At 63.9% G+C, this 23,624-nt stretch carries 24 protein-coding genes; 9 read left to right on the forward strand and 15 right to left on the reverse strand.

What is annotated here, in order from left to right:
* Window positions 1–46: 46 nt before the first annotated feature.
* The 4 genes from CH306_RS13180 to CH306_RS13195 are packed head-to-tail and all read left to right on the forward strand — an operon-like array spanning window position 47 to window position 4,195.
* Window positions 47–976, forward strand: coding sequence for an AurF N-oxygenase family protein (locus CH306_RS13180; protein ID WP_094646886.1), 930 nt, complete (start codon window positions 47–49; stop codon window positions 974–976).
* Window positions 973–1,836: a diiron oxygenase gene (locus CH306_RS13185; RefSeq protein WP_094646827.1), complete on the forward strand. Its 864-nt coding sequence runs from the start codon at window positions 973–975 to the stop codon at window positions 1,834–1,836. Before CH306_RS13180 ends, CH306_RS13185 begins: the two co-directional genes overlap by 4 nt.
* The gene (locus CH306_RS13190; protein ID WP_094646887.1) at window positions 1,833–3,347 is read left to right on the forward strand and encodes a flavin-containing monooxygenase; all 1,515 of its coding nucleotides are present in this window, start codon (window positions 1,833–1,835) and stop codon (window positions 3,345–3,347) included. The genes CH306_RS13185 and CH306_RS13190 overlap by 4 nt, the downstream gene beginning before the upstream one ends.
* Complete coding sequence (locus CH306_RS13195; RefSeq protein ID WP_045198820.1) at window positions 3,344–4,195, forward strand: SDR family NAD(P)-dependent oxidoreductase; 852 nt, start codon at window positions 3,344–3,346, stop codon at window positions 4,193–4,195. Before CH306_RS13190 ends, CH306_RS13195 begins: the two co-directional genes overlap by 4 nt.
* A gap of 10 nt (window positions 4,196–4,205) precedes the next feature.
* Here CH306_RS13195 and CH306_RS13200 read toward each other — a convergent pair whose 3' ends face one another.
* Together CH306_RS13200 and CH306_RS13205 are read right to left on the reverse strand one after the other, a co-directional pair.
* On the reverse strand, window positions 4,206–5,591 hold the full coding sequence (locus CH306_RS13200) for an ABC1 kinase family protein (RefSeq protein WP_094646828.1): 1,386 nt from the start codon (window positions 5,589–5,591) through the stop codon (window positions 4,206–4,208).
* 3 nt (window positions 5,592–5,594) lie between these two features.
* Entirely contained in the window at window positions 5,595–6,143 is a 549-nt protein-coding gene (locus tag CH306_RS13205; RefSeq protein WP_094646829.1) for a carboxymuconolactone decarboxylase family protein, read from the reverse strand.
* A gap of 112 nt (window positions 6,144–6,255) precedes the next feature.
* On the opposite strand from CH306_RS13205, the gene CH306_RS13210 reads away from it, so the two are divergent.
* Window positions 6,256–7,158 (forward strand): ABC transporter substrate-binding protein, encoded by a 903-nt coding sequence (locus tag CH306_RS13210; protein WP_373453971.1) that lies wholly within the window; start codon window positions 6,256–6,258, stop codon window positions 7,156–7,158.
* 6 nt (window positions 7,159–7,164) lie between these two features.
* On the opposite strand, the gene CH306_RS13215 is transcribed toward CH306_RS13210, so the two are convergent.
* The 6 genes from CH306_RS13215 to urtA all read right to left on the reverse strand — a co-directional run bounded on the left by CH306_RS13215 (window position 7,165) and on the right by urtA (window position 12,679).
* A complete protein-coding gene (locus CH306_RS13215) occupies window positions 7,165–7,833 on the reverse strand; it encodes a GntR family transcriptional regulator (protein ID WP_094629769.1) in 669 nt (222 codons plus the stop codon).
* An 11-nt stretch (window positions 7,834–7,844) separates the two neighbouring features.
* The gene (gene urtE / locus CH306_RS13220; protein WP_045198830.1) at window positions 7,845–8,537 is read right to left on the reverse strand and encodes an urea ABC transporter ATP-binding subunit UrtE; all 693 of its coding nucleotides are present in this window, start codon (window positions 8,535–8,537) and stop codon (window positions 7,845–7,847) included.
* On the reverse strand, window positions 8,530–9,360 hold the full coding sequence (gene urtD / locus CH306_RS13225) for an urea ABC transporter ATP-binding protein UrtD (protein ID WP_032393822.1): 831 nt from the start codon (window positions 9,358–9,360) through the stop codon (window positions 8,530–8,532). The genes urtE and urtD overlap by 8 nt, the downstream gene beginning before the upstream one ends.
* Window positions 9,357–10,448: an urea ABC transporter permease subunit UrtC gene (gene urtC / locus CH306_RS13230; protein ID WP_032393823.1), complete on the reverse strand. Its 1,092-nt coding sequence runs from the start codon at window positions 10,446–10,448 to the stop codon at window positions 9,357–9,359. Before urtC ends, urtD begins: the two co-directional genes overlap by 4 nt.
* Window positions 10,445–11,329: an urea ABC transporter permease subunit UrtB gene (gene urtB, locus CH306_RS13235; protein WP_032393824.1), complete on the reverse strand. Its 885-nt coding sequence runs from the start codon at window positions 11,327–11,329 to the stop codon at window positions 10,445–10,447. The genes urtC and urtB overlap by 4 nt, the downstream gene beginning before the upstream one ends.
* Window positions 11,330–11,401: 72 nt before the next feature.
* The gene (gene urtA, locus CH306_RS13240) at window positions 11,402–12,679 is read right to left on the reverse strand and encodes an urea ABC transporter substrate-binding protein (protein WP_094646831.1); all 1,278 of its coding nucleotides are present in this window, start codon (window positions 12,677–12,679) and stop codon (window positions 11,402–11,404) included.
* 181 nt (window positions 12,680–12,860) lie between these two features.
* Between urtA and CH306_RS13245 the strand changes: the two genes are divergently transcribed.
* From CH306_RS13245 to CH306_RS13255, 3 genes are all read left to right on the forward strand, one after another.
* Complete coding sequence (locus CH306_RS13245) at window positions 12,861–13,073, forward strand: helix-turn-helix transcriptional regulator (RefSeq protein WP_032393826.1); 213 nt, start codon at window positions 12,861–12,863, stop codon at window positions 13,071–13,073.
* On the forward strand, window positions 13,070–13,597 hold the full coding sequence (locus tag CH306_RS13250) for a hypothetical protein (protein WP_094646832.1): 528 nt from the start codon (window positions 13,070–13,072) through the stop codon (window positions 13,595–13,597). The genes CH306_RS13245 and CH306_RS13250 overlap by 4 nt, the downstream gene beginning before the upstream one ends.
* Before the next feature lie 321 nt (window positions 13,598–13,918).
* Window positions 13,919–14,245: a hypothetical protein gene (locus tag CH306_RS13255; RefSeq protein ID WP_045200962.1), complete on the forward strand. Its 327-nt coding sequence runs from the start codon at window positions 13,919–13,921 to the stop codon at window positions 14,243–14,245.
* A gap of 10 nt (window positions 14,246–14,255) precedes the next feature.
* On the opposite strand, the gene CH306_RS13260 is transcribed toward CH306_RS13255, so the two are convergent.
* Both CH306_RS13260 and CH306_RS13265 read right to left on the reverse strand, forming a co-directional pair.
* Window positions 14,256–15,302 (reverse strand): agmatine deiminase family protein, encoded by a 1,047-nt coding sequence (locus tag CH306_RS13260; protein WP_176459456.1) that lies wholly within the window; start codon window positions 15,300–15,302, stop codon window positions 14,256–14,258.
* Window positions 15,299–16,285 (reverse strand): nitrilase-related carbon-nitrogen hydrolase, encoded by a 987-nt coding sequence (locus CH306_RS13265; RefSeq protein ID WP_094629764.1) that lies wholly within the window; start codon window positions 16,283–16,285, stop codon window positions 15,299–15,301. The genes CH306_RS13260 and CH306_RS13265 overlap by 4 nt, the downstream gene beginning before the upstream one ends.
* Window positions 16,286–16,366: 81 nt before the next feature.
* Between CH306_RS13265 and CH306_RS13270 the strand changes: the two genes are divergently transcribed.
* Window positions 16,367–16,984 carry a TetR/AcrR family transcriptional regulator gene (locus tag CH306_RS13270; protein WP_045200964.1) on the forward strand — a complete coding sequence of 206 codons (618 nt, stop codon included), beginning with the start codon at window positions 16,367–16,369 and terminating at the stop codon, window positions 16,982–16,984.
* Between the two features lie 52 nt (window positions 16,985–17,036).
* Here CH306_RS13270 and CH306_RS13275 read toward each other — a convergent pair whose 3' ends face one another.
* The 5 genes from CH306_RS13275 to CH306_RS13295 form a co-directional block, all read right to left on the reverse strand.
* Window positions 17,037–18,554: an APC family permease gene (locus CH306_RS13275; protein WP_094646833.1), complete on the reverse strand. Its 1,518-nt coding sequence runs from the start codon at window positions 18,552–18,554 to the stop codon at window positions 17,037–17,039.
* A complete protein-coding gene (locus CH306_RS13280) occupies window positions 18,547–19,401 on the reverse strand; it encodes a universal stress protein (protein WP_094646834.1) in 855 nt (284 codons plus the stop codon). Before CH306_RS13280 ends, CH306_RS13275 begins: the two co-directional genes overlap by 8 nt.
* Window positions 19,402–19,429: 28 nt before the next feature.
* The gene (locus CH306_RS13285; RefSeq protein WP_094646835.1) at window positions 19,430–21,367 is read right to left on the reverse strand and encodes a primary-amine oxidase; all 1,938 of its coding nucleotides are present in this window, start codon (window positions 21,365–21,367) and stop codon (window positions 19,430–19,432) included.
* Entirely contained in the window at window positions 21,364–22,803 is a 1,440-nt protein-coding gene (locus tag CH306_RS13290; protein ID WP_094646836.1) for a gamma-aminobutyraldehyde dehydrogenase, read from the reverse strand. Before CH306_RS13290 ends, CH306_RS13285 begins: the two co-directional genes overlap by 4 nt.
* Before the next feature lie 97 nt (window positions 22,804–22,900).
* Window positions 22,901–23,563 carry a TetR family transcriptional regulator gene (locus CH306_RS13295; protein ID WP_094646837.1) on the reverse strand — a complete coding sequence of 221 codons (663 nt, stop codon included), beginning with the start codon at window positions 23,561–23,563 and terminating at the stop codon, window positions 22,901–22,903.
* Between the last annotated feature and the right edge of the window lie 61 nt (window positions 23,564–23,624).

The raw sequence follows: 23,624 nt of genomic DNA on the forward strand, positions 1-23,624 counted from the left end.
TGAGCGAGTCGGTGGCGGGGATGCCGGATCGTCTCCGGGTCGGCTGATGACCGAGGACCAGTCGACCTCGCGTGCGAAGACAGTCGGACCGAGAGACAAAACGGCGCGAAGACTGCTGAAGTCGACTGCGAACAAGTTCTACGACGGCGAGGCCGACATCGATTGGGATGCTCCGATGGTCGACGGTATGCGCTGGATGCCCGAGCACCGAATCTCGCTGTACCGAACCAAGTTGTGGGACAAACTGACCGAAGAACAGCGTCGCGAACTGGGCCGCCACGAGATCGTCAGCATTCTGTCCTTCGGCATCTACGCCGAAGGCATGCTCAGCGCGAACTTGCTCCGGGTGTTCGGCAGAGGCACCTTCTCCGATCACTCGATGTATTCGATAGCCGAGATCGGCGAGGAATCTCGACACTCCATCATGTTCGGAAAGCTGATCGAAAAGACCGGGCTCACCCCGTACCTGATGCCCAAGCCCGCAGTGTTCCTCGGGAAGATCGGTCAGTTTCTGCCGCTCGGACCCGCCACCTACGGCGGAGTGTTGCTCATCGAGGAGGTTCTCGACCGGGCGCAGCGCGAGGCGCAGTACGACCCCGAGATGCAGCCGCACCTGCGCCAGATGATGCGAATCCACGTCATCGAGGAGTCGCGCCACATCACCTACGCGCGCGAGGAAATGGTGCGCGCGATGGCCGCGACGAATCGCGTGAACCGTGCCATCCATCGCGTGATCCTCGCGTCGATCGCCAACTTCACGTACCTGGCCCTCATCAACCCGAAGGTGTACCGATCGATCGGCATCAACCCGATCCGCGGAATCGTCACGGCCATGGCGAGTCCCACCTACAAGACCAACATGCAGTTCTTCTCCGAACCCATGATCCGCTTCTTCGCCGACGCCGGTATGTGCGACGGTGTCGTGACCCGTCGTCTGTGGAAGATGACCCGGGCGATGCCGGACGATCTGGCATGAGCCCGCGTTCGTCGGCGGTCGAATACGATCCGCACGTCGACATCGATTGGGAATCTCCCTGGCAGCCGGACGAATTTGCGCTTCCCCGTGAATCGATCACGTTGCACGGAACTCGTTCGTGGGCCAAGTTGACCGAGCAGGACCGGCGCACGCTCGCCTTGCACGAGGCAGTGAGCAGGTGGAGCACCGTGTCCTATCTGTCCGCGATGCTGACCGGCAATCAGCTCCGGCGGGCGGCGGAGGAGGGGCTCAACAGCCCGGCGTCCCGCAATGCACTCGCAGAGGTCGCAGGTAGCTCGCGGACCACGATCACCTTCGGACGGCTCGTTCGCGCCTCGGAAGTCCCGCCGTACAGGCTTCCCAAGGGGACGACGACGGCAGTCAAACTGCTGAGTTTCCTGCCCCTCGGTGCGGCGTCCCATGCGTCGACCCTGCTGGTCGAGGAGACCTTCTCCCGATCGATGCAGGGTGCGGTGACAGAACCAGGAATCGAACCCCATGTTCGGCAGGCGGTGAAGATCCATCGACTCGAAAGCGCCGATCGCTTCGCATTCGCCCGATCGGAAGTGGCTGCCGCGCTGGAGAAGTCGAACAGACTCTCTCGCGCGTTCAACCGATTGCTGCTTGCTGTTCTCGCCAACGTGATCCTTCGTCTCGGCGTCTCGCCCCAGGTGTATCGATCCGTCGGCATGTCCCCGGTCCGGGGCATGATCGCCTCGCGGCGTCGACGGGCGGCGATCAGGCGTCGGGACGCATCGAACACCGTCGCCTTTCTCGATTCGGCCGGGTTGCTCGAGGGGACGATCACCGCTGTGTTGTGGAAGATGACCGGCGTCGTGCCCTCGGAGGATCGGCGATGACGGTCCATCACACCGGGGTTCTGGTCATCGGCAGTGGCTTCTCCGGGTTGGGGATGGCGATCTCGCTCCGCACCCGCGGTCGCGACGACTTCCTCGTTCTGGAGAAGGCACAGTCCGTCGGGGGCACCTGGCGAGACAACACCTATCCGGGTTGCGCGTGCGACGTCCCCTCGCACATGTATTCGTACTCGTTCGAGCCCAACCCCGAATGGTCGCAGATGTGGTCTGCCCAACCGGAGATCCTGAGCTATCTACAACAGCTCTCGGTCAAGTATCGCCTGGACGACAACATTCGGTTCGGTGTCGAGTGCGACGGTGGCTTCTGGGACGAGAACGAGCACCGATGGCACATCACGACGACGAACGGTGACGAATACGTCGCTCAGTTCATCGTCTCCGGCATCGGAGCGCTGCACGTTCCCAACACTCCGGAGCTGCCGGGCATCGAGTCGTTCACGGGCACGGCCTTTCACTCGGCGCGGTGGGATCACGAGGTGGATCTGACCGGCAGGAAAGTGGCAGTCATCGGAACCGGTGCGAGCGCAGTGCAGTTCGTCCCGCAGATCGCAGAGACCGTCGGCGAACTGCACCTGTATCAACGATCTCCCGCGTGGGTACTCCCGAGGCGGAATTTCGACATCCCGACCGGTCTCCGACGACTCTTTCGTCGATCGGCGCTGGCGCGCAAGGTGTTCCGAAATTCGATCTACTGGTCTGCGGAGTCTCTCGCGATAGGCCTCAACGGGCATTCCAATCTCCTGCGTCCGGTCGAGGCAGCTGCACGCAGGTTCATCGAGCGAGAGGTATCGGATCCGGAGCTGCGCAAGAAATTGACCCCGAACTATCGCATCGGGTGCAAGCGATTGCTCGGATCCAACACGTATTACCGGGCATTGACTCGGCCCGACACGGACGTGATCACCGACTCGATCGCAGAGGTACGCGAACGGTCGATCGTCGCCGCAGACGGGACCGAACGCGAGGTGGACGTCATCATCTACGCCACCGGTTTTCATGTCACCGACGGGTTCGACGGTCTGAACGTGGCCGGTATCGGTGGCCGGAAGCTGTTGCAGCACTGGCAAGAACACGGAATCGAGACTCATCTGGGAATCGTGGCCGCGGGATACCCCAACGCATTCTTCCTGCTCGGTCCCAACACCGGGCTCGGGCACAACTCCGTGGTGTTCATGATCGAACAACAGATCCGGTACGCCCTCTCGGTGATGGACTTCGTCCGGTCCAGTGCCGCCGACGCGGTGACGGTTCGGCAGCAGACACAGGACCGCTTCAACGCCGAGATCCAGGCGAAGCTGAACAAGGGCGTATGGAGCACGGGCGGCTGCACCAGTTGGTACCTCGATTCGCACGGTGCCAACCGGACGGTGTGGCCCGGATTCACCTGGCAGTACTGGCTTCGCACAAAGAAATTCGATCCGGCACAGTACGAATTCCTGCTCCCGACCGGAGCAGGAACCGACAGCGAGAATGTGGAAGAAGCGCGTATATGAAGAATTTCGAGAACAAGGTCGCCGTCGTGTCCGGTGCCGGTTCGGGGATCGGTCGCGCCCTCGCGCTCGATCTGGCGGAGCGTGGAGCGCAGCTTGCGCTGTCCGATATCGACGGCGAAGGACTCGGCGAAACCCTCGTTCTGTGCGAGAAGGTCGGAGCCCGCACGGTGACGTACGAGCTGGACGTGTCGGACCGGTCCGCCGTCCACACGCACGCGGATGCAGTGCTGAGCGAATTCGGACGCGTCAATTTCGTCGCCAACAATGCCGGCGTCGCGTTGGGTGCCGATGTGGTCGACATGACCTGGGACGATTTCGAGTGGGTCATGAACATCGACTTCTGGGGAGTTGCCAACGGTACCAAGGCTTTTCTGCCTGCCCTGATCGAGTCGGGTGAGGGTCACCTCGTCAACGTCTCCAGCGTGTTCGGCCTGATGGGCATTCCAGGTCAGAGTGCCTACAATTCCGCGAAATTCGCTGTTCGGGGATTCACCGAAGCATTGCGTCAGGAAATGAAGATCGCTCGACACCCTGTCGGAGTGACGTGCGTGCATCCGGGCGGCATCAAGACCAACATCGTGGCCAACGCCCGCGGAATGGACGACCTCGGCACACCCGACGAAGCCTCGCGTCGATTCCAACAGATCGCGCTGACCACACCGACGAGGGCGGCCAAGGTGATCCTCGCGGGAGTGGAGAAGAACAAGCCGCGCGTTCTGATCGGCCCCGACGCCCGCGCTTTCGATCTGATTCCGAGACTCGTGGGTCCGCGCTATCAGGACATCCTGGCCCCGCTCGGTCGGCTCGGCCGGTCGGCGGGAAACAAGCGCGCCGGGGTGACGAAGTAGCGGCGCAGCGTCAGCGGTTCTGCTCGCCCCGCCACCGCAACTCGGCAACACCGAGTTCGGTGACCGGGGCGTCGCCGTAGATCCATTCGCGAGCGATTCCGTGCCAGTTGGCCGTCGCCTCGAGCTGCCCCAGAACGCCGAACGTCATGAAATCGGCTCGACGGGAGAACAGGTGCTCGGCAGGAAGGTTCTGCCGCTTCATTCCGGTGAATTGTCCACCGCGTGGGTCGATCGCGAGCATCAGCCCACTCGACGCCAACGACGGTGTCACCGTCATGACCCGATCGACGAGATTCCATTCCGACGCCGCGAAGACGTACTCCAGACATTCGTCCGCGGTGACGCCGGCGGTGGCGTCGACGATACCCCGGGCGATCATCGCGGCGAGCAGGTCCTCGCCGCGTTCTTCCGACGCCATCCTCAGGCAGTCGAGCTCGAACTCGACGTGCTCTCGTCGCATGCGGTTGAAGAGGCCGAAGTCGATGAACCCGACGCGACCATCGTTGCCGAGCAACATGTTTCCCGGATGCGGGTCACCGCAGAATTCGTCGTACCGATACAGCGAACCGATGTAGAAGCGGTAGACGATCTCGCCGATGCGATCGCGTTCGGCGGCGGGTAGTGACCGAATTCGATCGAACGCGATGCCGTCGAAGAACTCGGTGACGAGAACTCGGCGGGTACACATGCCCTCGATCGCGTCGGGCACAGCGAGAAACGGGTGGTTGCGGAATCGATCGGCCAGGATCGATTGGGTGCGCGCCTCTTCCAGGTAGTCGAGTTCGCGTTCGAAATTCAGACGCAATTCCTCGACGAGCTCGGGTGCGGCCACCGCGGGAAGAGCGTTGCGCCAGAACCTTAGAAACAGTGCGAGGTTCTTCATGTCGGCGCGGACCGCGTCGTCGACTCCTGGGTACTGGACCTTGACGGCGACGACTCGGCCGTCGTGCAGGCGAGCGCGGTAGACCTGGCCGATCGAGGCGGCTGCTATCGGATCTCGGTCGAACTCGGCGAAGAGGTTGGCGACGGAGTCGCCCAGATCCGTTTCGACGACGGCGCGCATCGCGTCGAAGTCGACTTCCGGGGCTCGGTCGCGAAGTGCGGCGAGCTTGTCCTGGAACCGTTGTCGATGGTGCTCGGGGACCAGGGCGGGATCGAGTACCGAGAACATCTGGCCCAGCTTCATCGCTGCGCCCTTCATGCTGCCGAGCACAGTCACCAGCTGATCGGCTGCCTGCATCGAGGCTTTCTCCGAGATCCGATCGCGCACCGCCTCGGACCGTCCGACCATCGACATGCGGGCTCCCGCGGTGCGGACCGCCTGGCCGGCCGCTGCGCGTCCCAGCGCGGCACCCCGTGCGGTACGCGAGGTGGGGATCGGGCGGTCGGCGGACACCTTCTACCGTTCGGTGTAGTCGCGTTCGACGCGCAGGGTCGCGAGAGTGGTTGCCAGCCCGTCGTATTGGGTGACCAGCAGGACGAATTCGATGAGCCTGCGCTCGTCGAACAGGGTGGCGAGTTCGTTCCAGGTCGCGTCGGAGAGAATCTTGGTGGCGATGAGTTCGTCGACCGCGGTCAGGATGGTCCGATACCGCGTCGACAGGCCTGGTGCGTTGGGTCCGGTCTTGATCAGCTCGAGCAGATCGCGGTCGATACCCGCGCGCTTGCCGAGCCGGATGTGATGATCCATCTCGTAGGCGGACTCTCGTAGGTGAGCCACGCGCAGGATCACCATCTCGGTTTCCTTGCGGGAGATCTTGCCGCCCGGCATCAGGTGCCCGCTGTAGAACAGCCAGGCTCGGAACAGTCCGCCGGTGCGCCCGAGGGTGGTGAACAGATGAGGATTGGGCACCCCCGCACCTTTGGCGATCACCTTGCAGATGACCCAGTTGACGGGCCCGAGAGTTCTGGCGGTACCGGACGGAATGCGTGGAGTGGTCACAGCCACACCGTACCCACTGGACGGCCGGGCGTCACCGGGTCGACAAAGGATAGGCTAGCCTCTTTGTGATTCCAGACAATGCAGCCATGGAGGACCTTTGACCAAGTCTCACAACCGCATCGTGACCCTCGCTCTGGCCGTCGCCCTCGGTGCGGCTGCGACGGCGTGTTCGTCCACCGAGGCCGGCTCCGACGCCGACGGCGGCGCGACGCGCTCGGTCGAGACCGTCCGGGGAACGGTCGAGGTTCCCGAGAACCCGCTGCGCATCGTCACGCTCGAGCCGGTCGAACTCGACACCACCGTCGCCCTGGGCGTCGTACCCGTCGGGACCGCGGTGCTCAGCGAGGCGAGCGGCGTGCCGTCGTACCTCGGTACCGAAGCCGCGAACATCGCCACCGTCGGCACCGTTGCCGAACCGACCATCGAGGACATCGCGGCTCTGCAACCGGATCTCATCCTGGGCACGGAGACTCGGCACGCCGAGTACCACGACCAACTCGCCGCCATCGCGCCGACGGTGTTCATGGCCTCCCAATCCGATCCGTGGCGCGACAACGTCCGGTTCGTCGGACGCACTCTCGGCAAGGAGGACACTGCGGAGCAACTGCTCACCGCGTACGACGATCGGTGTGCCGAGATCGCCGAGAAACACGACACCGCTGGGAAAACGGCACAGTTGATCCGCCCCCGCGCGGGCGAACTGACCCTCTACGGGCCGACGTCGTTCGCTGGGAGCACGCTCGAGTGCGCAGGCTTCACCACCCCGCCGAGGCCGGAATGGGCCGACGAGATCTCGGTTGACCTCTCGCCCGAGCTGGCAGCTCAGGCGGCCGCGGATCTGATCGTCGTCACCGCCTCGGACCCGTCGGACCCCGCAGCGATACCGGAGTCGATCACCGCCAACGCGGCCGTACTGCCGAATCCACACGCGGTGGACCTGTCGTACTGGATCACCGGCGTCGGACCCAAGGGCGGACAGACCGTGCTCGACGACATCGATCGGATTCTCTCGGAGAATTGATCCGAGTCACATCCGGACTGCACCCGCCAGCGCCGCAGCTTGCTCGGCCCGCTCGACCACCAGGTCGCGTGAGGAATCGATATGTGCCAGTAGCAGTTCCAGTGCCGAGTCCAAGGTCCCGGCGAGGACACGTTCGACGATGTCGATGTGTTGATCGATCGCCGAGACGACGGCTGCGGCGGTGAGTCCGCCGAGTATCCGAACCGGACGCACCTTGGCATTCACGGTGCACAGTGCCTCGGTCAGAGCAGGGTTGCCCGAGGCAGCCAACAAGGTGACGTGGAAGTTCTCGTCGAGCGAGACCAGATCGTCGGTGGTGTCGGGTGGGTCGGCCCGCAAACCGATCCAGGTGTCCAACAGGTGCGACAACGACGACCGATCGACCGGGTGCGACATCGATCGGGTGATGCCCCGGGCTTCGAGAGTCGACCGGAGCTCGTAGAGATCGGGGAGATCGCCGATCCGGGGGCGATAGGCGTGCAGGCCGGCCTCGTCGCGGGTGACGAGGCCGTCGGCCTGCAGCCGCGCCAGCGCCTCGCGCACCGGTGTGCGTGAGACACCGTACAGCTCGGCGAGACGCTCCTCGCCGAGCCGTTCGGTGGAGCTGATGGCACCGGAGATCAGATCCCGGCGCAGTGACGAATAGACCTTCTCGCGAAGGTCCTTGCGCGGCACGATGGGTCCGGTCAGATCGCCATGGCTGCGCGGACGTCCGCCTCGGACTCGCTCCCGCCCACGCCGGTGGACGTGATGCGGCCGGCCTCGAGGATGTAGTAGTTCTGCGCCGACTCGAGGGCGAAGCCGATGTGCTGCTCCACCAACAACACTCCCAATCCTCCGCGCCGAGTGAGTTCGATGACGGTGCGTTCGATCTCGGCGACGACCGACGGCTGAATGCCCTCGGTCGGCTCGTCCAGAATCAACATCCGCGGTTCGGTGATCAGTGCCCGTGCGATCGCGAGCTGTTGGCGCTGACCACCCGAGAGCAATCCCGCTCTGCGACCGAGCAACTCCTTCAACGCCGGAAACAGATCGAGTGCCTCGTCGACGAGTGCCTTGCCACGCTTGCGACCGTCGGCGACGACCTGAAGATTCTCGGCCGTCGTCAACTGGCCGAACGACTGCTGACCTTGCGGCACATACGCGAGTCCGCGGGCGACGCGGGCGCTGGGGCGCAACGCGCTCACGTCCTCGCCGTCGAACATGACCTTGCCGGAGTCGACCTTGAGCAACCCCACCGCAGCCCGCAGCAGAGTGGTCTTGCCTGCGCCGTTGTGTCCCATGACCGCGGCGACACCGTCGGCCGGAACCGTCAGCGACGCACCGTGAATCACTTCGCTGCGTCCGTAGCCGGTACGCACATCGACCAGTTCAAGCATGGTCGGCTCCTTCCTCTGCGATCTGGTCGAGTTCCTCGCCCGCCGCTGCGGTGCCGAGATAGACCTCTTGGACTTTCGGATCTGCCTGTACCTCGGCCACCGTGCCCTCGGCCAGAACGCGTCCGGCAGCCAACACCGTCACCGAGGTGGCGAACATACGCATGAAGTCCATGTCGTGCTCGACGACGACGACGGTCCGCTCACCACCGATGCGCTGCAGCAGTTGGCCGGTTTCCTCGCGCTCCTCGTGGCTCATGCCTGCGACCGGCTCGTCGAGCAGGAGCACGTCTGCGTTCTGCACCAACAGCATTCCGATCTCGAGCCACTGCTTCTGCCCGTGCGCGAGAATTCCCGCGGGCTTGTCGCGCTCGGCCGTCAGGCCGGTGGTCTCGAGGGCCTCCTCGATCTGGGGGAGTACCGATCCTCGACGACGCAGCATCGTCAGCACGGACCGACCGGATCCGGCGGCGATATCCAGGTTCTGCAATACCGTCAGATTCTCGAAGATGCTGGCGGTCTGGAAGGTTCGGCCGATGCCGAGGCGGGCGATCTGATGCACCTTCTTGCCGAGCAGTTCGACCCCGGACTTGGTGACCGAGCCGGTGGCCGGGACGAGGCCGGTGATGGCGTCGATCAGGGTGGTCTTGCCTGCACCGTTGGGCCCGATGAGGAAGCGCAGATCGCCCTGCATCAGCGTCAGGTCGACGTTGGTGTTGGCTTTGAAACCGTCGAAACTGACTGTCAGATCTCGTACTTCGAGATACTGACTCGACATGCCGGCGTTGCCGCCGAACGTGGGTTGCGGACCTTCGACATGAATCATCGCGTCAGTTCCTTCTCTGGCTCTTCGCTCGGTTCGGGAACCGGTTCGGATTCCTGCTTTCGTTTGCGCAGCGCGAACAGTCCCGCGATACCGGCGGGGAAGAACCCGACGACCACCACGAACAGCAGACCCTGCGCGTACGTCCAGCCGGACGGGAACTGCTCGGACAGTGTGGTCTGAGCCCAGGCGACGCCGAGCGCGCCGAGGACCGGGCCGAGCAGGGTGGTGCGACCGCCGATCGCCACACCGATGAGGAACGCGATGGACGGGACGATGCCGACGTCGTTGGGGGAGATGATGCCGACGATCGGAACGAACAGTGCGCCTGCGAGACCCGCGAAGAACGCCGCGGCCACGTAGGCCACGATCTTGACGTTGGCGGGGTCGTATCCGAGGAACCGCACGCGCTCCTCCTGATCCCGCACCGCGACCAGCAGTTCGCCGTAGCGCGAGTACATGAGCTGGCGGGTGATGGCGACGACCACGAGCAGTACGCCTGCGGCGATGAAGAACAGCATCTGCTTGTTCGCGGGGTCGTTGAGATTGAACCCGAAGAACGTGCGGAACCTGTTGAGGCCGTTGGAGCCGCCCGTGGTCTGCTGACCGATGAGCAGAATCGCGAACGCGGCGGCGAGTGCCTGGCTGAGGATCGCGAAGTACGCGCCCTTGACCCGACGCTTGAACACGCCGAGACCGAGTACCAGTGCCACCAGGGCCGGCAGGAACAGAATGCCCAGGATCGTGGTGATCGGTGAGGTGAACGGCACCCAGTACGACGGCAGTTCACGGATGCCTGCGATCGACATGAAGTCCGGTACGTCGTCGCCGCGGAGATCGGCGTCCGAGATCTTCAGATGCATGGCCATGATGTAGGCCCCGATGCCGAAGAAGACACCCTGACCGAGAGTGAGCATTCCGCCTCGGCCCCAGGCCAATCCGATACCGACGGCCACGATCGCGTAACAGATGAACTTGCCCAGCAGGTTCAGCCGGAAGTCGCTGAGAACGGCCGGAGCGACGGCGAACAGCAGGATCGCGGCGAGCGCGAATCCCAGTAGGGCACCGCGCTTGGCGATGAACTCGCTCATACCAGGCTCCTTGTCTTGACGGCGAACAAACCTTGCGGGCGGGCCTGCAGGAAGATCACGATGAGCACGAACACGATGACCTTGGCGATCGAGGCCGTGGTGCTGTACTCGATGAACGAGTTGAGAATCCCGAGGGCGAAGGCCGCGATGACCGCACCCTTGATCTGGCCGAGTCCGCCGACCACTACCACCAGGAAGGCGTCGATCAGATAGCTCTGTCCCACAGTGGAACTGGTGGAACCGATCAGGGTGAGCGCGACGCCCGCGACACCGGCGAGACCGGAACCGAGGAAGAACGTCGAGATATCCGTCCTACGGCTCGAGATACCCGAGGTCTCCGCGAGATCACGGTTCTGCACCACCGCACGGATGCGTCGACCCATTGCGGTCTTCTTCAGTGCCACCGACAGTGCGAGAACGGCGACGATCGCGAGCACGAGGATGAAGATTCTGGTCTTGGGAACCACGGCACCGAAAATGTCGACGCCGCCGCTGAGCCATCCCGGGGAGACGACGTTGACCGCGGGTGCTCCGAAGATGTCGCGAGCGAGCTGCTGCAGGATGAGCCCGACGCCGAACGTGACGAGCAGGGTGTCGAGTGGTCGGTGGTACATGCGCTGAATCAGCGTGACCTCCAACAAGACTCCCATTGCACCGCCGACGAGGAAGCCGACGATCAGAGAGATGAACAGTGATGCGCCGCCGGTGGAGACGATCTGCTGCACCACGTAGGCCGTGTACGAGCCGGCCATGATGAACTCGCCGTGCGCCATGTTGATGACGCCCATCTGACCGAATGTCAGTGAGAGCCCGAGGGCGGCGAGGAGAAGAATGGATCCGATCGACAGGCCGGTGAACAACTGTCCGATCACGACGTCCATAGGGGAGCTCCTTCGGAGCATGTGAGTGGAACTTCGTAGCAGGCTACGAAGTTCCACTCACATGGGTGGTGGTCAGTTGAGGTCGGCGGCCCAGTCGTAGGTCTCCAGGAACGGGTCGGGTGCGATCGCTTCGGGGGATTCCCACACCGTGTAGATCAGTCCGTCGGGGCGGATCTCACCGATGCGGGCGGTCTTGGAGATGTGGTGGTTGTCCCCGTCGATGACGACCTCGCCCTCGGGAGCGGCGAAGCTGACGCCGTCGGCCGCAGCCTGAATGTCGGCCACGGCAAAGGAATCGGCCTTCTCGACGGTGTTCTTCCACAGGTAGACCGAGGTGTACGCGGCTTCCATGGGGTCCGAGGTCGGCTTGTCGGCACCGTACTTCGCCTTGTAGTCGGCGACGAACTTGGTGTTCTCGGGGCTGTCGACCGTCTGGTAGTAGTTCCAGGCGGTCAGCTGGCCCTCGATGTTGGCCGCACCGATGCCGGCGACCTCCTCCTCGGCGATGGAGACCGAGATGACCGGCATGTCAGCAGCTTTGAGGCCGGCGTTGGTGTACTCGCGGAAGAACGCGACGTTGGAATCACCGTTGAGAGTGTTGAACACCGCGTCCGCGTCGGCCGAGCGAACCTTGTTGACGATGGTGGAGAAATCCGTCGAACCGAGCGGGGTGTAGTCCTCGCCCTTGATCTCGATACCGTTCGCGGCTGCGTATGCCTTGATCTCGCGGTTGGCGGTCTGCGGGAAGACGTAGTCGCTGCCCACCAGGTAGAGGGACTTGACGCCCTTCTCCTTCAGGTAGTCCAGCGCCGGAATGATCTGCTGGTTGGTGGTGGCACCGGTGTAGAAGATGTTCTTCGACGCCTCGAGTCCCTCGTACTGCACCGGGTAGTAGAGGAGAGCGTCGTTGTCCTCGAACACGGGCAGCATGGCCTTACGGCTCGACGAGGTCCAGCCGCCGAATACCGCTGCGACACAGTCGCTGCTGATCAGCTTCTCGGCCTTCTCGGCGAACACCGTCGGCTCGGATGCGCCGTCCTCGGCGACGATCTCGATCTGCTTGCCGTTGACTCCGCCGGCCGCGTTGATCTGTTCGACGGCCAGTGCGATCGAATCGCGAACAGTCACTTCGCTGATCGCCATGGTGCCGGACAGGGAGTTGAGCGAGCCGACCTTGATGGTGTCACCGGAGGTGTCGACACACGAGGTGGCAGAACCGCCGCCGCCGTCGGCAGAGGTGGTGTCGCTGGCCTTGCTCCCGCATGCGGTGGCGACCAGGCTCAATGCAGCCAGCGCTGCGGGAACGACCATGACGCGCTTGACGGACATGCGCTTCGAGACAGCAGGCATCTACGGCCCTTTCGGAAGTTTTGTATACGGAGTTGTATTCGCGATTGCGAACAGTAAAGGCCGCGTATTGCGTTGGTATTTTCTGCGGTGACGAGTCTGTTTCCCGCGTTACGCAGACGTAAATGCCTTCAAATGACAAGTAGGCTTGACAAAAAATGACAAGCAGAGTTGACTTTCACGTATGTCCGGAACGAACAACGTTCGCGCACATCGCAAACAGGCACGCATCACCCAAGCCGAACTCGGCAGCATCTGCGGCGTGAGCCGTCAGAGCATCGTCTCCGTCGAAGGCGGCGACTATGCGCCGAGCGTCTACCTGGCGCTTCGATTGGCCCGCGCACTCGATACGACAGTGGAGACACTGTTCGGAGACGAAGGAGAGGAAGAATCATGAGCGCATTCGTCAGAGCAGCTCGATTCGTCGGCGACCTCGACGACGAGTTCTACACCGACGAACTCCAACGCGACGCCTGGAACGAGGCCTCGGCCGTCGGATTCCAATCGCTGCTGTGGATCGGACTCGTCGCCGCGGCGATCCTGCCCTACGCGGCGGGAGTCACCGGGGCGTGGATTGCGATCGGGATCATCGTCGCGCTCCTCACTGTCGCCTTCGTGGTCATCGGGTATGCCCGGGCTCGGGGGGTCGACATGTACACGGTGCAGAAGCTTCGGCGGCCGCGGATGGCGATCGTCGGCGTTCTGTATCTCTTGGGCTTCGGTGGTGTGCTGGTGCGATTGCTCGTTCAGGGCGGTGACGTCGGTGTGTCGACCTGGATCGGCGTGGCCGCCGGAGCGGCTCTGGGAGCAACGGCCGCTGCGCTCGGTGTCAAAGGGCACCAGCGTCGGAAGCACAACGCCGAGCTCGCCGCCGAGAAGGCCGAACTGCTCGGCTTCGAGGAAACGGACAGACCTCACTAGCCGGACGGCGCGTACGCGGATTACAGGGTGCAAAGATACGTAAAGATATCGGTTCGATCAGTCCGCTCGCAGATCCGCGGTCCGGGGGGTATGTTCTGACCGGTGACATCGAGATTCCCTGGATGTGCGCGGCTGTGGGTGGGCTGGTCGGAGGCGGGTTCGTAACGCGGACGGTTCGGCCCTCGATGTAAAGAGAGGCTCGGGGCGAGGCCGATGACGGCGTGTGAAACCAATCCGTCTTCAACCGCGCCACGAACTACCGTTGAGACCACGTCGGGCGTTCACCTCAGGGTGGAGTACACAAACAGGGAAGTCGAGGCCGTGCGCAGAGACAAGAGTTACCTCAGACTCGTCGGATCGAGCACGCCGGAGCCCACCATCGAGGTTGTCGGCGGACCGAAGGCCATCACCGTTCACGTCGAGAACGTTCTGCCGGGTCAGATGTGCGAAGTTCTTCACAACGGGATGCTGTCGCTGAGCCAGCGCGTGATCGTGGGCGAGAACGCCACCGGCATCACCATCACCACGTTCAACCTCAAGCAGGGTGAATACAACGTCTCCCTGCGTCTCGACGGACGCCTGGATTGCGTGACCGAAGCGCACACCGTCACCGTCGGCGAGCAGCTCGAAGTTCGTCGCAGCTCGTAGGACCCGACTGTCAGCCGAGATTCCTCGCCGAAGGCTGGTGCTGGGTGATGCAGTGGATCCCACCGCCTCGCTCGAACAGTGGCCTCGCGTCCACGGTCACCACGTCCCGGCCCGGGTACGCCTCGCGCAGGATCGCTGCCGCGTCGGCGTCGGACGGGTCGTCGTAACTGCAGGCGATCACGCCGCCGTTGACCACCAGATGATTGATGTAGCTGTAGTCGACGAAGCCGTCGGCATCACGCAGTGTCCGCGGAGCCGGCACCTCCACGATGTTCCAATCCTCACCCGAGCCGTCGTGGGTGGCACGCAAAGCGTCGACGATCAGTGAACTGACCTCGTAGTCGGGGTGAGCCCGATCGTGTTGCCGATGCACCAGCACCGTTCCCGGCGACGGGACGGCCGCGACGATGTCGACATGCCCGCGAGTACCGAAACGCATGGAATCGCGCGTCAGTCCGCGCGGCAGCCAGATGACGTGCCGCGCACCGATGGTTCGTGCGAGTTCCGCTTCGACGTCGGCTTTCGACAGTCCGGGGTTGCGGCCCGGATCGAGTTGCACGGTTTCGGTCACCAGCACCGTGCCAACGCCGTCGACCGCGATGCCGCCGCCCTCGTTGACCATCGGCGACGTGATTCGCTGTACTGCAGCCTGATTCGCCACGAACTCGCCGATACGGCTGTCCTTGTCCCACTGCGCCCAGTCCTGTGAACCCCAGCCGTTGAAGACCCAGTCGACGGCGGCCACCGAACCGTCCTGTGCATGAACGAATGTCGGACCGATATCGCGCATCCAGGCGTCGTTCAACGGTGCTTCGACGATGTCGATGTCACGCGAGAGGTACGTCGATGCGACCGCGCGTTCGGCCGGATCGACGACGACGGTCACCGGCTCGAATTCGGCAACAGCGTGGGCGACGGCAGCCCACGTCGAGCGGGCCTCGTGCTTGGCCTCCGGATCGTCGCCGAGTGAGTATCCCTCGCAGGGGAACGCCATCCACACCTTGTCCTGCGGCGCGGTCTCCGACGGCATCGTGAACGTCGTTGCGGCGGTGTTCATTTGATCACCGGCGTCGCGGCGTGTCCGTCACCGTACGGTGCGTCGGCGTTCACCGGCTCGGTGAGGCGGCCGTACGTGTCGGGTCTGCGTGTGAGGAGGAAGGGGAACAGCTCCAACCATTCTCGACGCTGATCGAGGTCGAGATCCGCGACGAGGACGGCCGATTCGTCGCGGGGTGCCTGAACCAGGATGCGGCCGTAGGGATCGGAGATGAACGACGAACCGTAGAAGGTGATCTCGCCTTCGTCGCCGCAGCGGTTGGGTACCACCATGAACAGGCCGTTCGAGATGCCGTGGCCGACGATGACGTGTTGCCACAGCGGTTGGGTGTCGAAGGCCGGGAACGAGGGCTCGGACCCGATGGCCGTCGGATACGCGAGAATCTCCGCGCCGCCGAGTGCGTAACTGCGCGCGACCTCGGGGAACCACTCGTCCCAGCAGGTGGGCAGGCCCACTCTGGCACCGCCGAGTTCCGCCGGGGAGTACACGGGATACGGGTCCTCGGCCGGGCCGGCCCGGAAGTAGGTGTCCTCGTAGTACCCGGCCGAGATGGGGATGTGCAGCTTTCTGGTTCGCGCCAGCAGTTCGCCCGTCGGGGAGACCATGATGGCGGAATTGAAGCCCAATCCGTCCGCTGCTTCGGACTTCTCGTACAGCGAAGCATGGACCACGATGCCGTTCGCGGCTGCGGCCTCGGCAGCGAGTGTGAACGTGGGCCCGGTCAGCAGATCCTCGGCTTCTTTGCCCGGGTCGGCTCCGGCGCGGGTGTCGGCAGGGTAGCGCAGCAGGGTGATCTCGGGCAGGAAGACGACCTTAGCCCCGAGGTTCGCGGCGGCGGAGATGGCCTCGAGCAATTCGGCTTTCAACGCCGCGGCATCGGGGTTCCAGCGATGCTGAACCAACCCGACACGGAGCGGTGCCCGATCGGTCGGTGTGGTGCGGGTCAGGGCCTCGGGCGCGGTGAGTGCGGTGATCGTCAGCATGGGACCTCCGATAAAACGAATGTGATTCGTTAAGTATTGTCGACTGCGATCGGAACCGCAAGAGGAAGAAGGGTGCGCACCGTGGGGAGACCGTCCGTGTCACTGTTGGACACCGAACGAATCACCACTGCAGCCCTCGCGCTGGTGGCCGATACCGGTGGCTTCACCATCCCGCTCCTCGCCAAGAAACTCGGCGTCAGCCCGTCGTCGCTGTACAACCATGTGTCGGGGCGCGAAGAGATAGTAGAGTTGTTGCGCGAACGCGCGATGTCCGAGGTCGCGCTACCCGGACACGGGCTCGATTGGCGTGAGACCGTCGCGCAGATCGCCCGCGCGTACCGCGACAGCTACGCCCGCTATCCACGTCTGATCCCGTTGCTCACCGAGCATGCCGTCAACAGTGCTCACGCCTTCGGCATGTACAACGCGCTGGCAGATGCCCTCACAGCGGCGGAATTCGGACCCGCCGACGTGCTGAACATCATCACTGTTCTCGACAGCTTCGTCCTCGGCTCGGCACTCGACCTGGCGGCACCGGAGGCCCCGTGGCGACCGAGTGTCGAAGTCGGTCACGCACTGCGCGCAGCCCTCGACACCGCGTCCTCCAAGTCCTCCCGCTCCGACGAGGCCTTCGAGTACGGACTCCGCGCGCTGTTGGCCGGATTCGATCCGGCGCCCGCGAACATGCTCGACGGCTGATCGCCGGAAGCGACATCGTGGCCCCGGGCGCCGACGAAGTCCGGGTGGGTCGTCAGTCCTCGACGATCAGTGACGGAGTGTCGCGGCGGAGAATGTTGCCCTTGAAGAACTCCGGCTTGCGCAGTGCCACCACTGCCATGACGACGATGCCGAGAATGATGATGCCCACGCCGATGAGGAACACCATCCCGATGCCGAAAAGCGATGAGCCGCTGCCGAATTCGGGGTCCCAGGCGTCGACCGAGGTCTGCACGAACACCACGGCCATCCCGACGCCACCGAGTAGCGGGGCCAGGAACTTGAAGAAGAAGTTGCGGGTGCTGGTGAACAGCTCCTCGCGGAAGTACCAGACACAGGCGAATGCCGTGATGCCGTAGTAGAAGCAGATCATCAGTCCCAGAGCGGCAATGGTGTCGGTGAGAACGTTGTCGCTCACCACCCGCATCACGGCGTAGAAGCCGGCGGACGCCCCGCCTGCCACGAGCGTCGCGAAGCCCGGAGTGCTGAATCGCGGTGTGATGGAGGCGAACCGCTTCGGTAGGGCCTGGTAGTGACCCATCGCGAGCAGAGTACGCGCCGGTGAGATGAAGGTGGCCTGCAGTGAACTGGCGGAGCTGCTCAACACGGCCAGGGACAGCAGGATCGCGAAGGGGCCCATCACCGGCCCGGCGAGGGCGGCGAACACGTTGTCGGTGGTGTCGGGATTCTGCAGTCCGTTTCCGGTGTCACCGGTGCCTGCGAAGAGCAGGGTTGCCACTGCGGTGAGCAAATACAGCACGATGATGAAGAACACCGTGACCAGCGCTGCACGCCCGGGAATCTTTGCGCTGCCCGAGGTTTCCTCGTTGACCGTCAGGCAGACGTCCCAACCCCAGTACATGAATATCGACAGCGACAGTCCGGCGGTGAAGGCAGAGAAGCTCGGGATGCCGAACGGGTCGAACCAGTCCAGGCTGAACGAGATGTCCTCGGCCCCATCGCCGGCACCGACCTTGACGAATGCGGCAACGATGAACCACGCCATCACCAGCAGCTGGAAGCCGAGCATCGTGTACTGCACGCGCTTGGTCTCCTGCATGCCGCGATAGCAGAGCCACGCCGCCAACGCCATGAACACCAGGCACGTGACGATGTTGACGAGCTTGTTGCCGGTCAGGTCGGCCAAGGAGTCGTTGCTGGTGACCTGGGCGAGAAAGAGATAGAAGAAGTCGACGGCCACTCCGGCCAGGTTCGAGAGCACGATGATGGTTGCGGCGATCAGGCCCCAGCCACCCATCCAGCCGACGTACGGGCCGAAGGCCTTCGACGCCCACGTGAACGACGTGCCGCTGTCGGGCTCCGCCGCGTTGAGCTCTCGGTAGCCCAAGGCCACCAGCAACATCGGGATGAAGCCGACGATGAAGATCGCGGGCAGATGTACTCCGACTTCGGTGACCGTCGGCCCGAGCGACGCAGTGAGTGCGTACGCGGGTGCGATGGTCGAGATGCCCAGCACCACACTGGCGAGCAACCCGAGCTGGCCGGCGGACAGGCCCTTGGACTCGACGTCGACTACCTTGTGCTCATTCATCGTCGGCCTCTCTCGGAACAACGATCATCGGAACGGGAACGACCCGAAGCATCTTGGCGGCAACTGATCCCAGGAACAGGCGGTGAGGCTGGGCGAGTCGAGACGACCCCACCATCAACACGTCGCCGTCGTGCCAGTCGAGCGAAGAAGCGGCCTTCTCGATGCCGGAGCCCTCCGCCACCGTCAACTGCACGTCCGATCCTGCGGGCAGTTCCGCTTGCACGGTCCGCAGCACCTCCTCGGCCTTGGCGAGACCGTCCGGACCCCGTGCCGATTGCTCTTCTGCGGACACGAGGGAGAGCAGCCGCAGCGGCAACTCTGCGGTGACGGACAGGTCGGTGGCTGCCCGCACGAGTTCGGCTGCCCCCGGCCGATTTCCGATGGCACAGGTGATCTCCCGGATGCGCTGCGGCGGCGAGTGCCGATACCCCCGCGGAGCCAGCGCGAGCGGCACATGCGACACATGCAGAAGATCGCTGGTGACGGTGCCGATCGAGTGGCGTCCGAGCAGACCGTCACCGGCCGCACCGACGACGATCATGTAGGCGTCACACTCGTCCACACAGTCGAGCAGGCCCTGTGCGAAGGACTCGTCGAACAACAGGTGCGCGCGTGCCTGTACGTCCTCGGGTACCAGGGTCAGTGCCTCGTCGAGCCAGCCGGTGGCCCGATCGATCAGTATGTCGTCGTACGCGGCCTCGACCGGCGCCTTGGACGGCACCGGCCGCTCCTGGGGCAACACCAGGCAGATGTCCAGCGATGCCTGCAGCGAACGCGCGAGCGTTGCCCCCAGAGCGATTCCGTCTGCTCCACTCGGTGTTGCCTGGTACCCCACGATCAGACGCATGGGCGGACCTTCCCTGAGGTTGGGCGAGCTAATGGCAGGTGCTACCGGGATCGGTGTGGCACGACTTCGGTTCCGACGGTGTGACGTCGAGCGATGGATTTCGATCGAAGAACCCGAAGGGCTTGAGCCAGAACGAGACCGTGTCCGCGGGCATCACCGGCCAGTCCTCCGGCCGCGTGATGTGGTGGATGCCGAAGGTGTACCAGACGACGACGTCGGTGTTCTCGATGCTGCGATCCTTCTCGGTCCACTCCGGTAGCCCGTGGTCGATGCCGCTCTGGTTCACGAACTCGCCACTGGGCCAACGCTCGTCGGGTGAGTTGGGGGTGACCCAGACGGTGTGGCCGATCACCTGGGCACGCTGGAAGATCGGCGATGCGGGATCGAACATCGACGGGATGGCCGCTCCCGGAACCAACTTGTAGGCGGGCCGGGTGCCGAGGCCGTTGGTGACGTTGTCGTTGACGACCTTCCACGCCTTCTGGGTGTTCCAGTCGTAATCCTGCTTGCCTTCGGACTCGGTGGTCAGCGGAGTGTTGACCTGAGTCAGCGCGAGACCGTAAGGGTTGTCCGGTCCCATCGGAACACGTTGGGTTTCACTGGAATACACGGTGTTCTCGGTGCCGTCGATGTCCAGATCCAGCCGGGCGACCAGGAAGTGCTGGTGGTAGGGCGCGTACGTGCGGTTGTCGACCAGCGTTCCGGACGGATGGGTGCCGCCCTCGTCGAAGTGGGTGACGACCATGATGCCCGTCGCGCGGACCTCGCACTCGATGTTGCCGTCCTGATAGAACCGCCAGTAGACGAGGTACTCGTAGTTGGCAACCGTTGCATGGAAGCTGACCGTGAGCCGACGCATCCGTCGCACCTCGGCTCCGGCGTCGTGATCGACGTGCTTCCACAGCACGGCGTTGTCTTCCTCGTGAATGCAGATCGCGTTGGTGATCGTGTACGGCTCACCCTTGCTGTTGTGCAGCACTGCATCGAGGTACCGGATCTCGCCGAGGCAATCGCAGCCGAGCTCGAGCGAGGTGGTCATGAAGCCCAGGCCCCATTCGCCGATGTCGAACGCGGTGCGTCGGTAGTGGTCCTCGGTGTGATCGCGATACGGAACGACCATCTCCGCGAACGACATTCGATTGGCAACGGACCGCACGTTCCCGTTGTCGTTGTAGCTGACGGCATGCAGCGTCATGCCCTCGCGATAGTTGAACCCCACGCGAAGCGACCAGTTCTGCCAAGTCAGCTTGTTGCCGTCGAGCTCGAACGACGGCCCGTCGGTCTGAGTGATCTCGAGGGGCTTCAAGGGTGGGCGGGTGCTCGCGTTCCTGATTCGCTCCGGGATGTGGCGAGGGACGTACTCACCCATGATCTCCGGTCGCTCGACGCGATACGTGTCCTCGATCTCGAGCAGTTCCATCGTGTTCACGTCGATGACGCAGTGGAAACCGCCGACCGGCCCGGCATAGGGATTGGCACCCTCCGCGGCCTTGACCCACGTGTCGGACCAGCCCAGGCGTCGACCCTTGTACTTCTCTGGCGTCACTGCCTCGCCGTAGGTCCAGGTGTCCATGAACACCAGATCCAGATCGGTGATACCGAGATCGGCAAGGGCGGCAATCACATCGGGGTGGGCACGCAGGGCCGCGTCGGCCTCCTCCCACTCGTCGACGGTGAAGTTGGGCTGCACATCCGGAATGTGCGTCCACGATTCGGTGGTGCGATCGTCGAGTGACACCACGGCCTTGAACGTCGTGTTCTCGTTGCGGTTCAACACCACCGAGACTGCTCGACGCGCAGGCACGGTACCGTCCGCGTCGAATGCGGCGATCTCGGACTTGGCCGGTTCGATCATCTCGATCGAGGCGTAGCGCCAGCCGTCGCCGACTCCGTGGTCGCGACCGAGAACCTCGGCTACGGTGGCGAATTCGTCGCTGGACAGGGGATCGAGGGGGTGAAAGGTCATGCGATGGTCTCCGTCGAGCTCATGACGTGCTTGATGCGGGTGTAGTCCTCGACCCCGTAGGCCGAGAGATCCTTGCCGTAGCCGGAGTACTTGAATCCTCCGTGCGGCATTTCGGCCACCAACGGGATGTGGCAGTTGACCCATACGGCTCCGAAGTCCAGAGCTGCCGAGATGCGCAGTGTGCGTGCGTGATCGGAAGTCCAGACGCTCGATGCGAGACCGAAGTCGACGTCGTTGGCCAGCGCGATCGCCTCCGCCTCGTCGCCGAATTTCTGCACCGTGAGCACCGGGCCGAAGGTCTCCTCCTGCACGATGGGATCGGACTGCTGCACGCCGGTGATGATGGTCGGCTCGAAGAAGAAGCCCGTATCGCCGATGCGCTTGCCACCGGTGACGATGGTGGCGTGTTCGCCGATACCCGCGACCTTGGCGCTCACCTGACCGAAGTGGTTGACGTTGTTCAGTGGCCCGAGGAAGGTATCGGGGTCGTCGGGCAGGCCGACTTTCAGCGTCTTCGCCTTGGCGACAAGGGCATCGACGAGTCCGTCGTGCGCCGACTCGTGGACCAGGACGCGGGTGACAGCGGTGCAGTCCTGGCCGGCGTTGAAGAACGCGGCCTCGGCGATACCGTCGGCGGCTTTGGCGATGTCGACGTCGTCGAACACGATTGCCGGTGCCTTGCCGCCGAGTTCGAGGTGCGCCCGCTTGAGTTGCTTGGCGGCGGCCACGGCAACAGCGATGCCGGCGCGAACGGATCCGGTGATCGAGACCAGGCCGGGAGTCTTGTGTTCCACGATCGCCGCACCGGTGCCGCCGTTCCCGAGCACGACGTTGAACACCCCGTCGGGCACGATGCCCTTCGAGAGCTTCGCGAGCACCAGCGTGCTCTCGGGGGTGGTGTCACTCGGCTTGAGCACGATGGTGTTTCCCGCGGCCAGCGCGGGACCGATCTTCCAGATCGCCATCATGAACGGGTAGTTCCATGGGGTCACCTGCCCGACGACGCCGATCGGTTCGCGGCGCACGTACGAGGTGAAGCCGTCCATGTACTCGCCCGCAGATTTGCCCTCGAGCATCCGTGCCGCGCCTGCGAAGAATCGGATCTGATCGGCACCGACAGTGACTTCCTCGGCCGCGATGGTGGCCTTGGGCTGACCGGTGTTGCGGCTCTGCGCCTCGACGATCTCGTCGCTGTGCGCTTCGATGGCGTCGGCGAGCTTCAACAGCACCTTCTGCCGTTCGGTCGGCGTCGTCTTGCCCCAGGTCTCGAATGCTCTGGCAGCGGCCGACATCGCGGCATCGACATCGGCGGCGTCGGAGATGGGGGAGTGGGCGACGATCGATTCGTCCACCGGATTCACCACATCGAGCATCTCGGTGCCCGACGGCGTCACGAACGCCCCGTCGATGTAGTTCTGCAGGACAGGCACCGTCATCACTGAACCCCTAGCGTCGACTGTTTCGGTTCTGCAAAGCCTGCACCTACGGACGAGACTTCGCCACCCGACAAGATGTCCAATGCCCCCGCATCGATCAGGACCGAATGTCGGTCTCTCGAGCGAGCGCCCGGACGCCCGCAATGAAGGTGTCGAGCCCGAGCTTCTCGAACACCGCCCGAGTCGTGGCATCGCCCAGATGCGGGGCGGCAGCGAGAATGTTCGGGAACTCCTGGGGATCGAGGGATGCCATCGTGGACGCCACCTCGTCCTCGACGTGTGCCCGCCGCTCCGGCTCGACATCGAGACCGGTGAACAAGGGCTCTGTGATCAGCGAAATCGCGACTCGAACACCCTGGCGGGCGAGCTGAGTGGCATCGGCCAAGGAGAAACCGGCCTCACGCAGGAGCTTCAGGCTCAATTCCATCGCGGCTCTGCTGTTGGGTGAGAACAGCATTCGCGGGACCACGATGGTCGCGGCCCCCGGGTGTGCGCGCAGGGCGCGCATGAAGTCCTCGTGCACGGTGCGCAATTGGTCCCACCACGCATCGGTGGGATCCACGGTGATCTCGAGGTCCTGGCAGACGCGGTCACCCATGGCGTCGAGTAGCTCGTCCTTGTTCTCGACGTGCCAGTAGATCGCCATGGGGGAGACGCCCAGTTCGGTGGCGATCTTGCGGATGGTGAGCGAATCCAGTCCGTTGCGGTATGCGACGTCCAGCGCGGCGTCGACGACGACAGTCCTGGTCAGGCGGGGCATCGGCAGAACTATACAGGTGTACGAGTCGGTGCTAGCGTGACTTGTACTTAGTACGAGAAAG

The sequence above is a fragment of the Rhodococcus sp. 15-725-2-2b genome, assembly GCF_002259075.1.
Classification (GTDB): domain Bacteria; phylum Actinomycetota; class Actinomycetes; order Mycobacteriales; family Mycobacteriaceae; genus Rhodococcoides.

Bases quoted from the DNA above. Each gene is read 5' to 3' on its own strand.
- CH306_RS13180 (WP_094646886.1), top strand. From the start codon at position 47: ATGACCGAGGACCAGTCGACCTCGCGTGCGAAGACAGTCGGACCGAGA.
- CH306_RS13185 (WP_094646827.1), top strand. From the start codon at position 973: ATGAGCCCGCGTTCGTCGGCGGTCGAATACGATCCGCACGTCGACATC.
- CH306_RS13190 (WP_094646887.1), top strand. From the start codon at position 1,833: ATGACGGTCCATCACACCGGGGTTCTGGTCATCGGCAGTGGCTTCTCC.
- CH306_RS13195 (WP_045198820.1), top strand. From the start codon at position 3,344: ATGAAGAATTTCGAGAACAAGGTCGCCGTCGTGTCCGGTGCCGGTTCG.
- urtE (WP_045198830.1), bottom strand. From the start codon at position 8,537: ATGCTTGAACTGGTCGATGTGCGTACCGGCTACGGACGCAGCGAAGTG.
- urtD (WP_032393822.1), bottom strand. From the start codon at position 9,360: ATGATTCATGTCGAAGGTCCGCAACCCACGTTCGGCGGCAACGCCGGC.
- urtC (WP_032393823.1), bottom strand. From the start codon at position 10,448: ATGAGCGAGTTCATCGCCAAGCGCGGTGCCCTACTGGGATTCGCGCTC.
- urtB (WP_032393824.1), bottom strand. From the start codon at position 11,329: ATGGACGTCGTGATCGGACAGTTGTTCACCGGCCTGTCGATCGGATCC.
- urtA (WP_094646831.1), bottom strand. From the start codon at position 12,679: ATGCCTGCTGTCTCGAAGCGCATGTCCGTCAAGCGCGTCATGGTCGTT.
- CH306_RS13245 (WP_032393826.1), top strand. From the start codon at position 12,861: ATGTCCGGAACGAACAACGTTCGCGCACATCGCAAACAGGCACGCATC.
- CH306_RS13250 (WP_094646832.1), top strand. From the start codon at position 13,070: ATGAGCGCATTCGTCAGAGCAGCTCGATTCGTCGGCGACCTCGACGAC.
- CH306_RS13260 (WP_176459456.1), bottom strand. From the start codon at position 15,302: ATGAACACCGCCGCAACGACGTTCACGATGCCGTCGGAGACCGCGCCG.
- CH306_RS13265 (WP_094629764.1), bottom strand. From the start codon at position 16,285: ATGCTGACGATCACCGCACTCACCGCGCCCGAGGCCCTGACCCGCACC.
- CH306_RS13275 (WP_094646833.1), bottom strand. From the start codon at position 18,554: ATGAATGAGCACAAGGTAGTCGACGTCGAGTCCAAGGGCCTGTCCGCC.
- CH306_RS13280 (WP_094646834.1), bottom strand. From the start codon at position 19,401: ATGCGTCTGATCGTGGGGTACCAGGCAACACCGAGTGGAGCAGACGGA.
- CH306_RS13285 (WP_094646835.1), bottom strand. From the start codon at position 21,367: ATGACCTTTCACCCCCTCGATCCCCTGTCCAGCGACGAATTCGCCACC.
- CH306_RS13290 (WP_094646836.1), bottom strand. From the start codon at position 22,803: ATGACGGTGCCTGTCCTGCAGAACTACATCGACGGGGCGTTCGTGACG.
- CH306_RS13295 (WP_094646837.1), bottom strand. From the start codon at position 23,563: ATGCCCCGCCTGACCAGGACTGTCGTCGTCGACGCCGCGCTGGACGTC.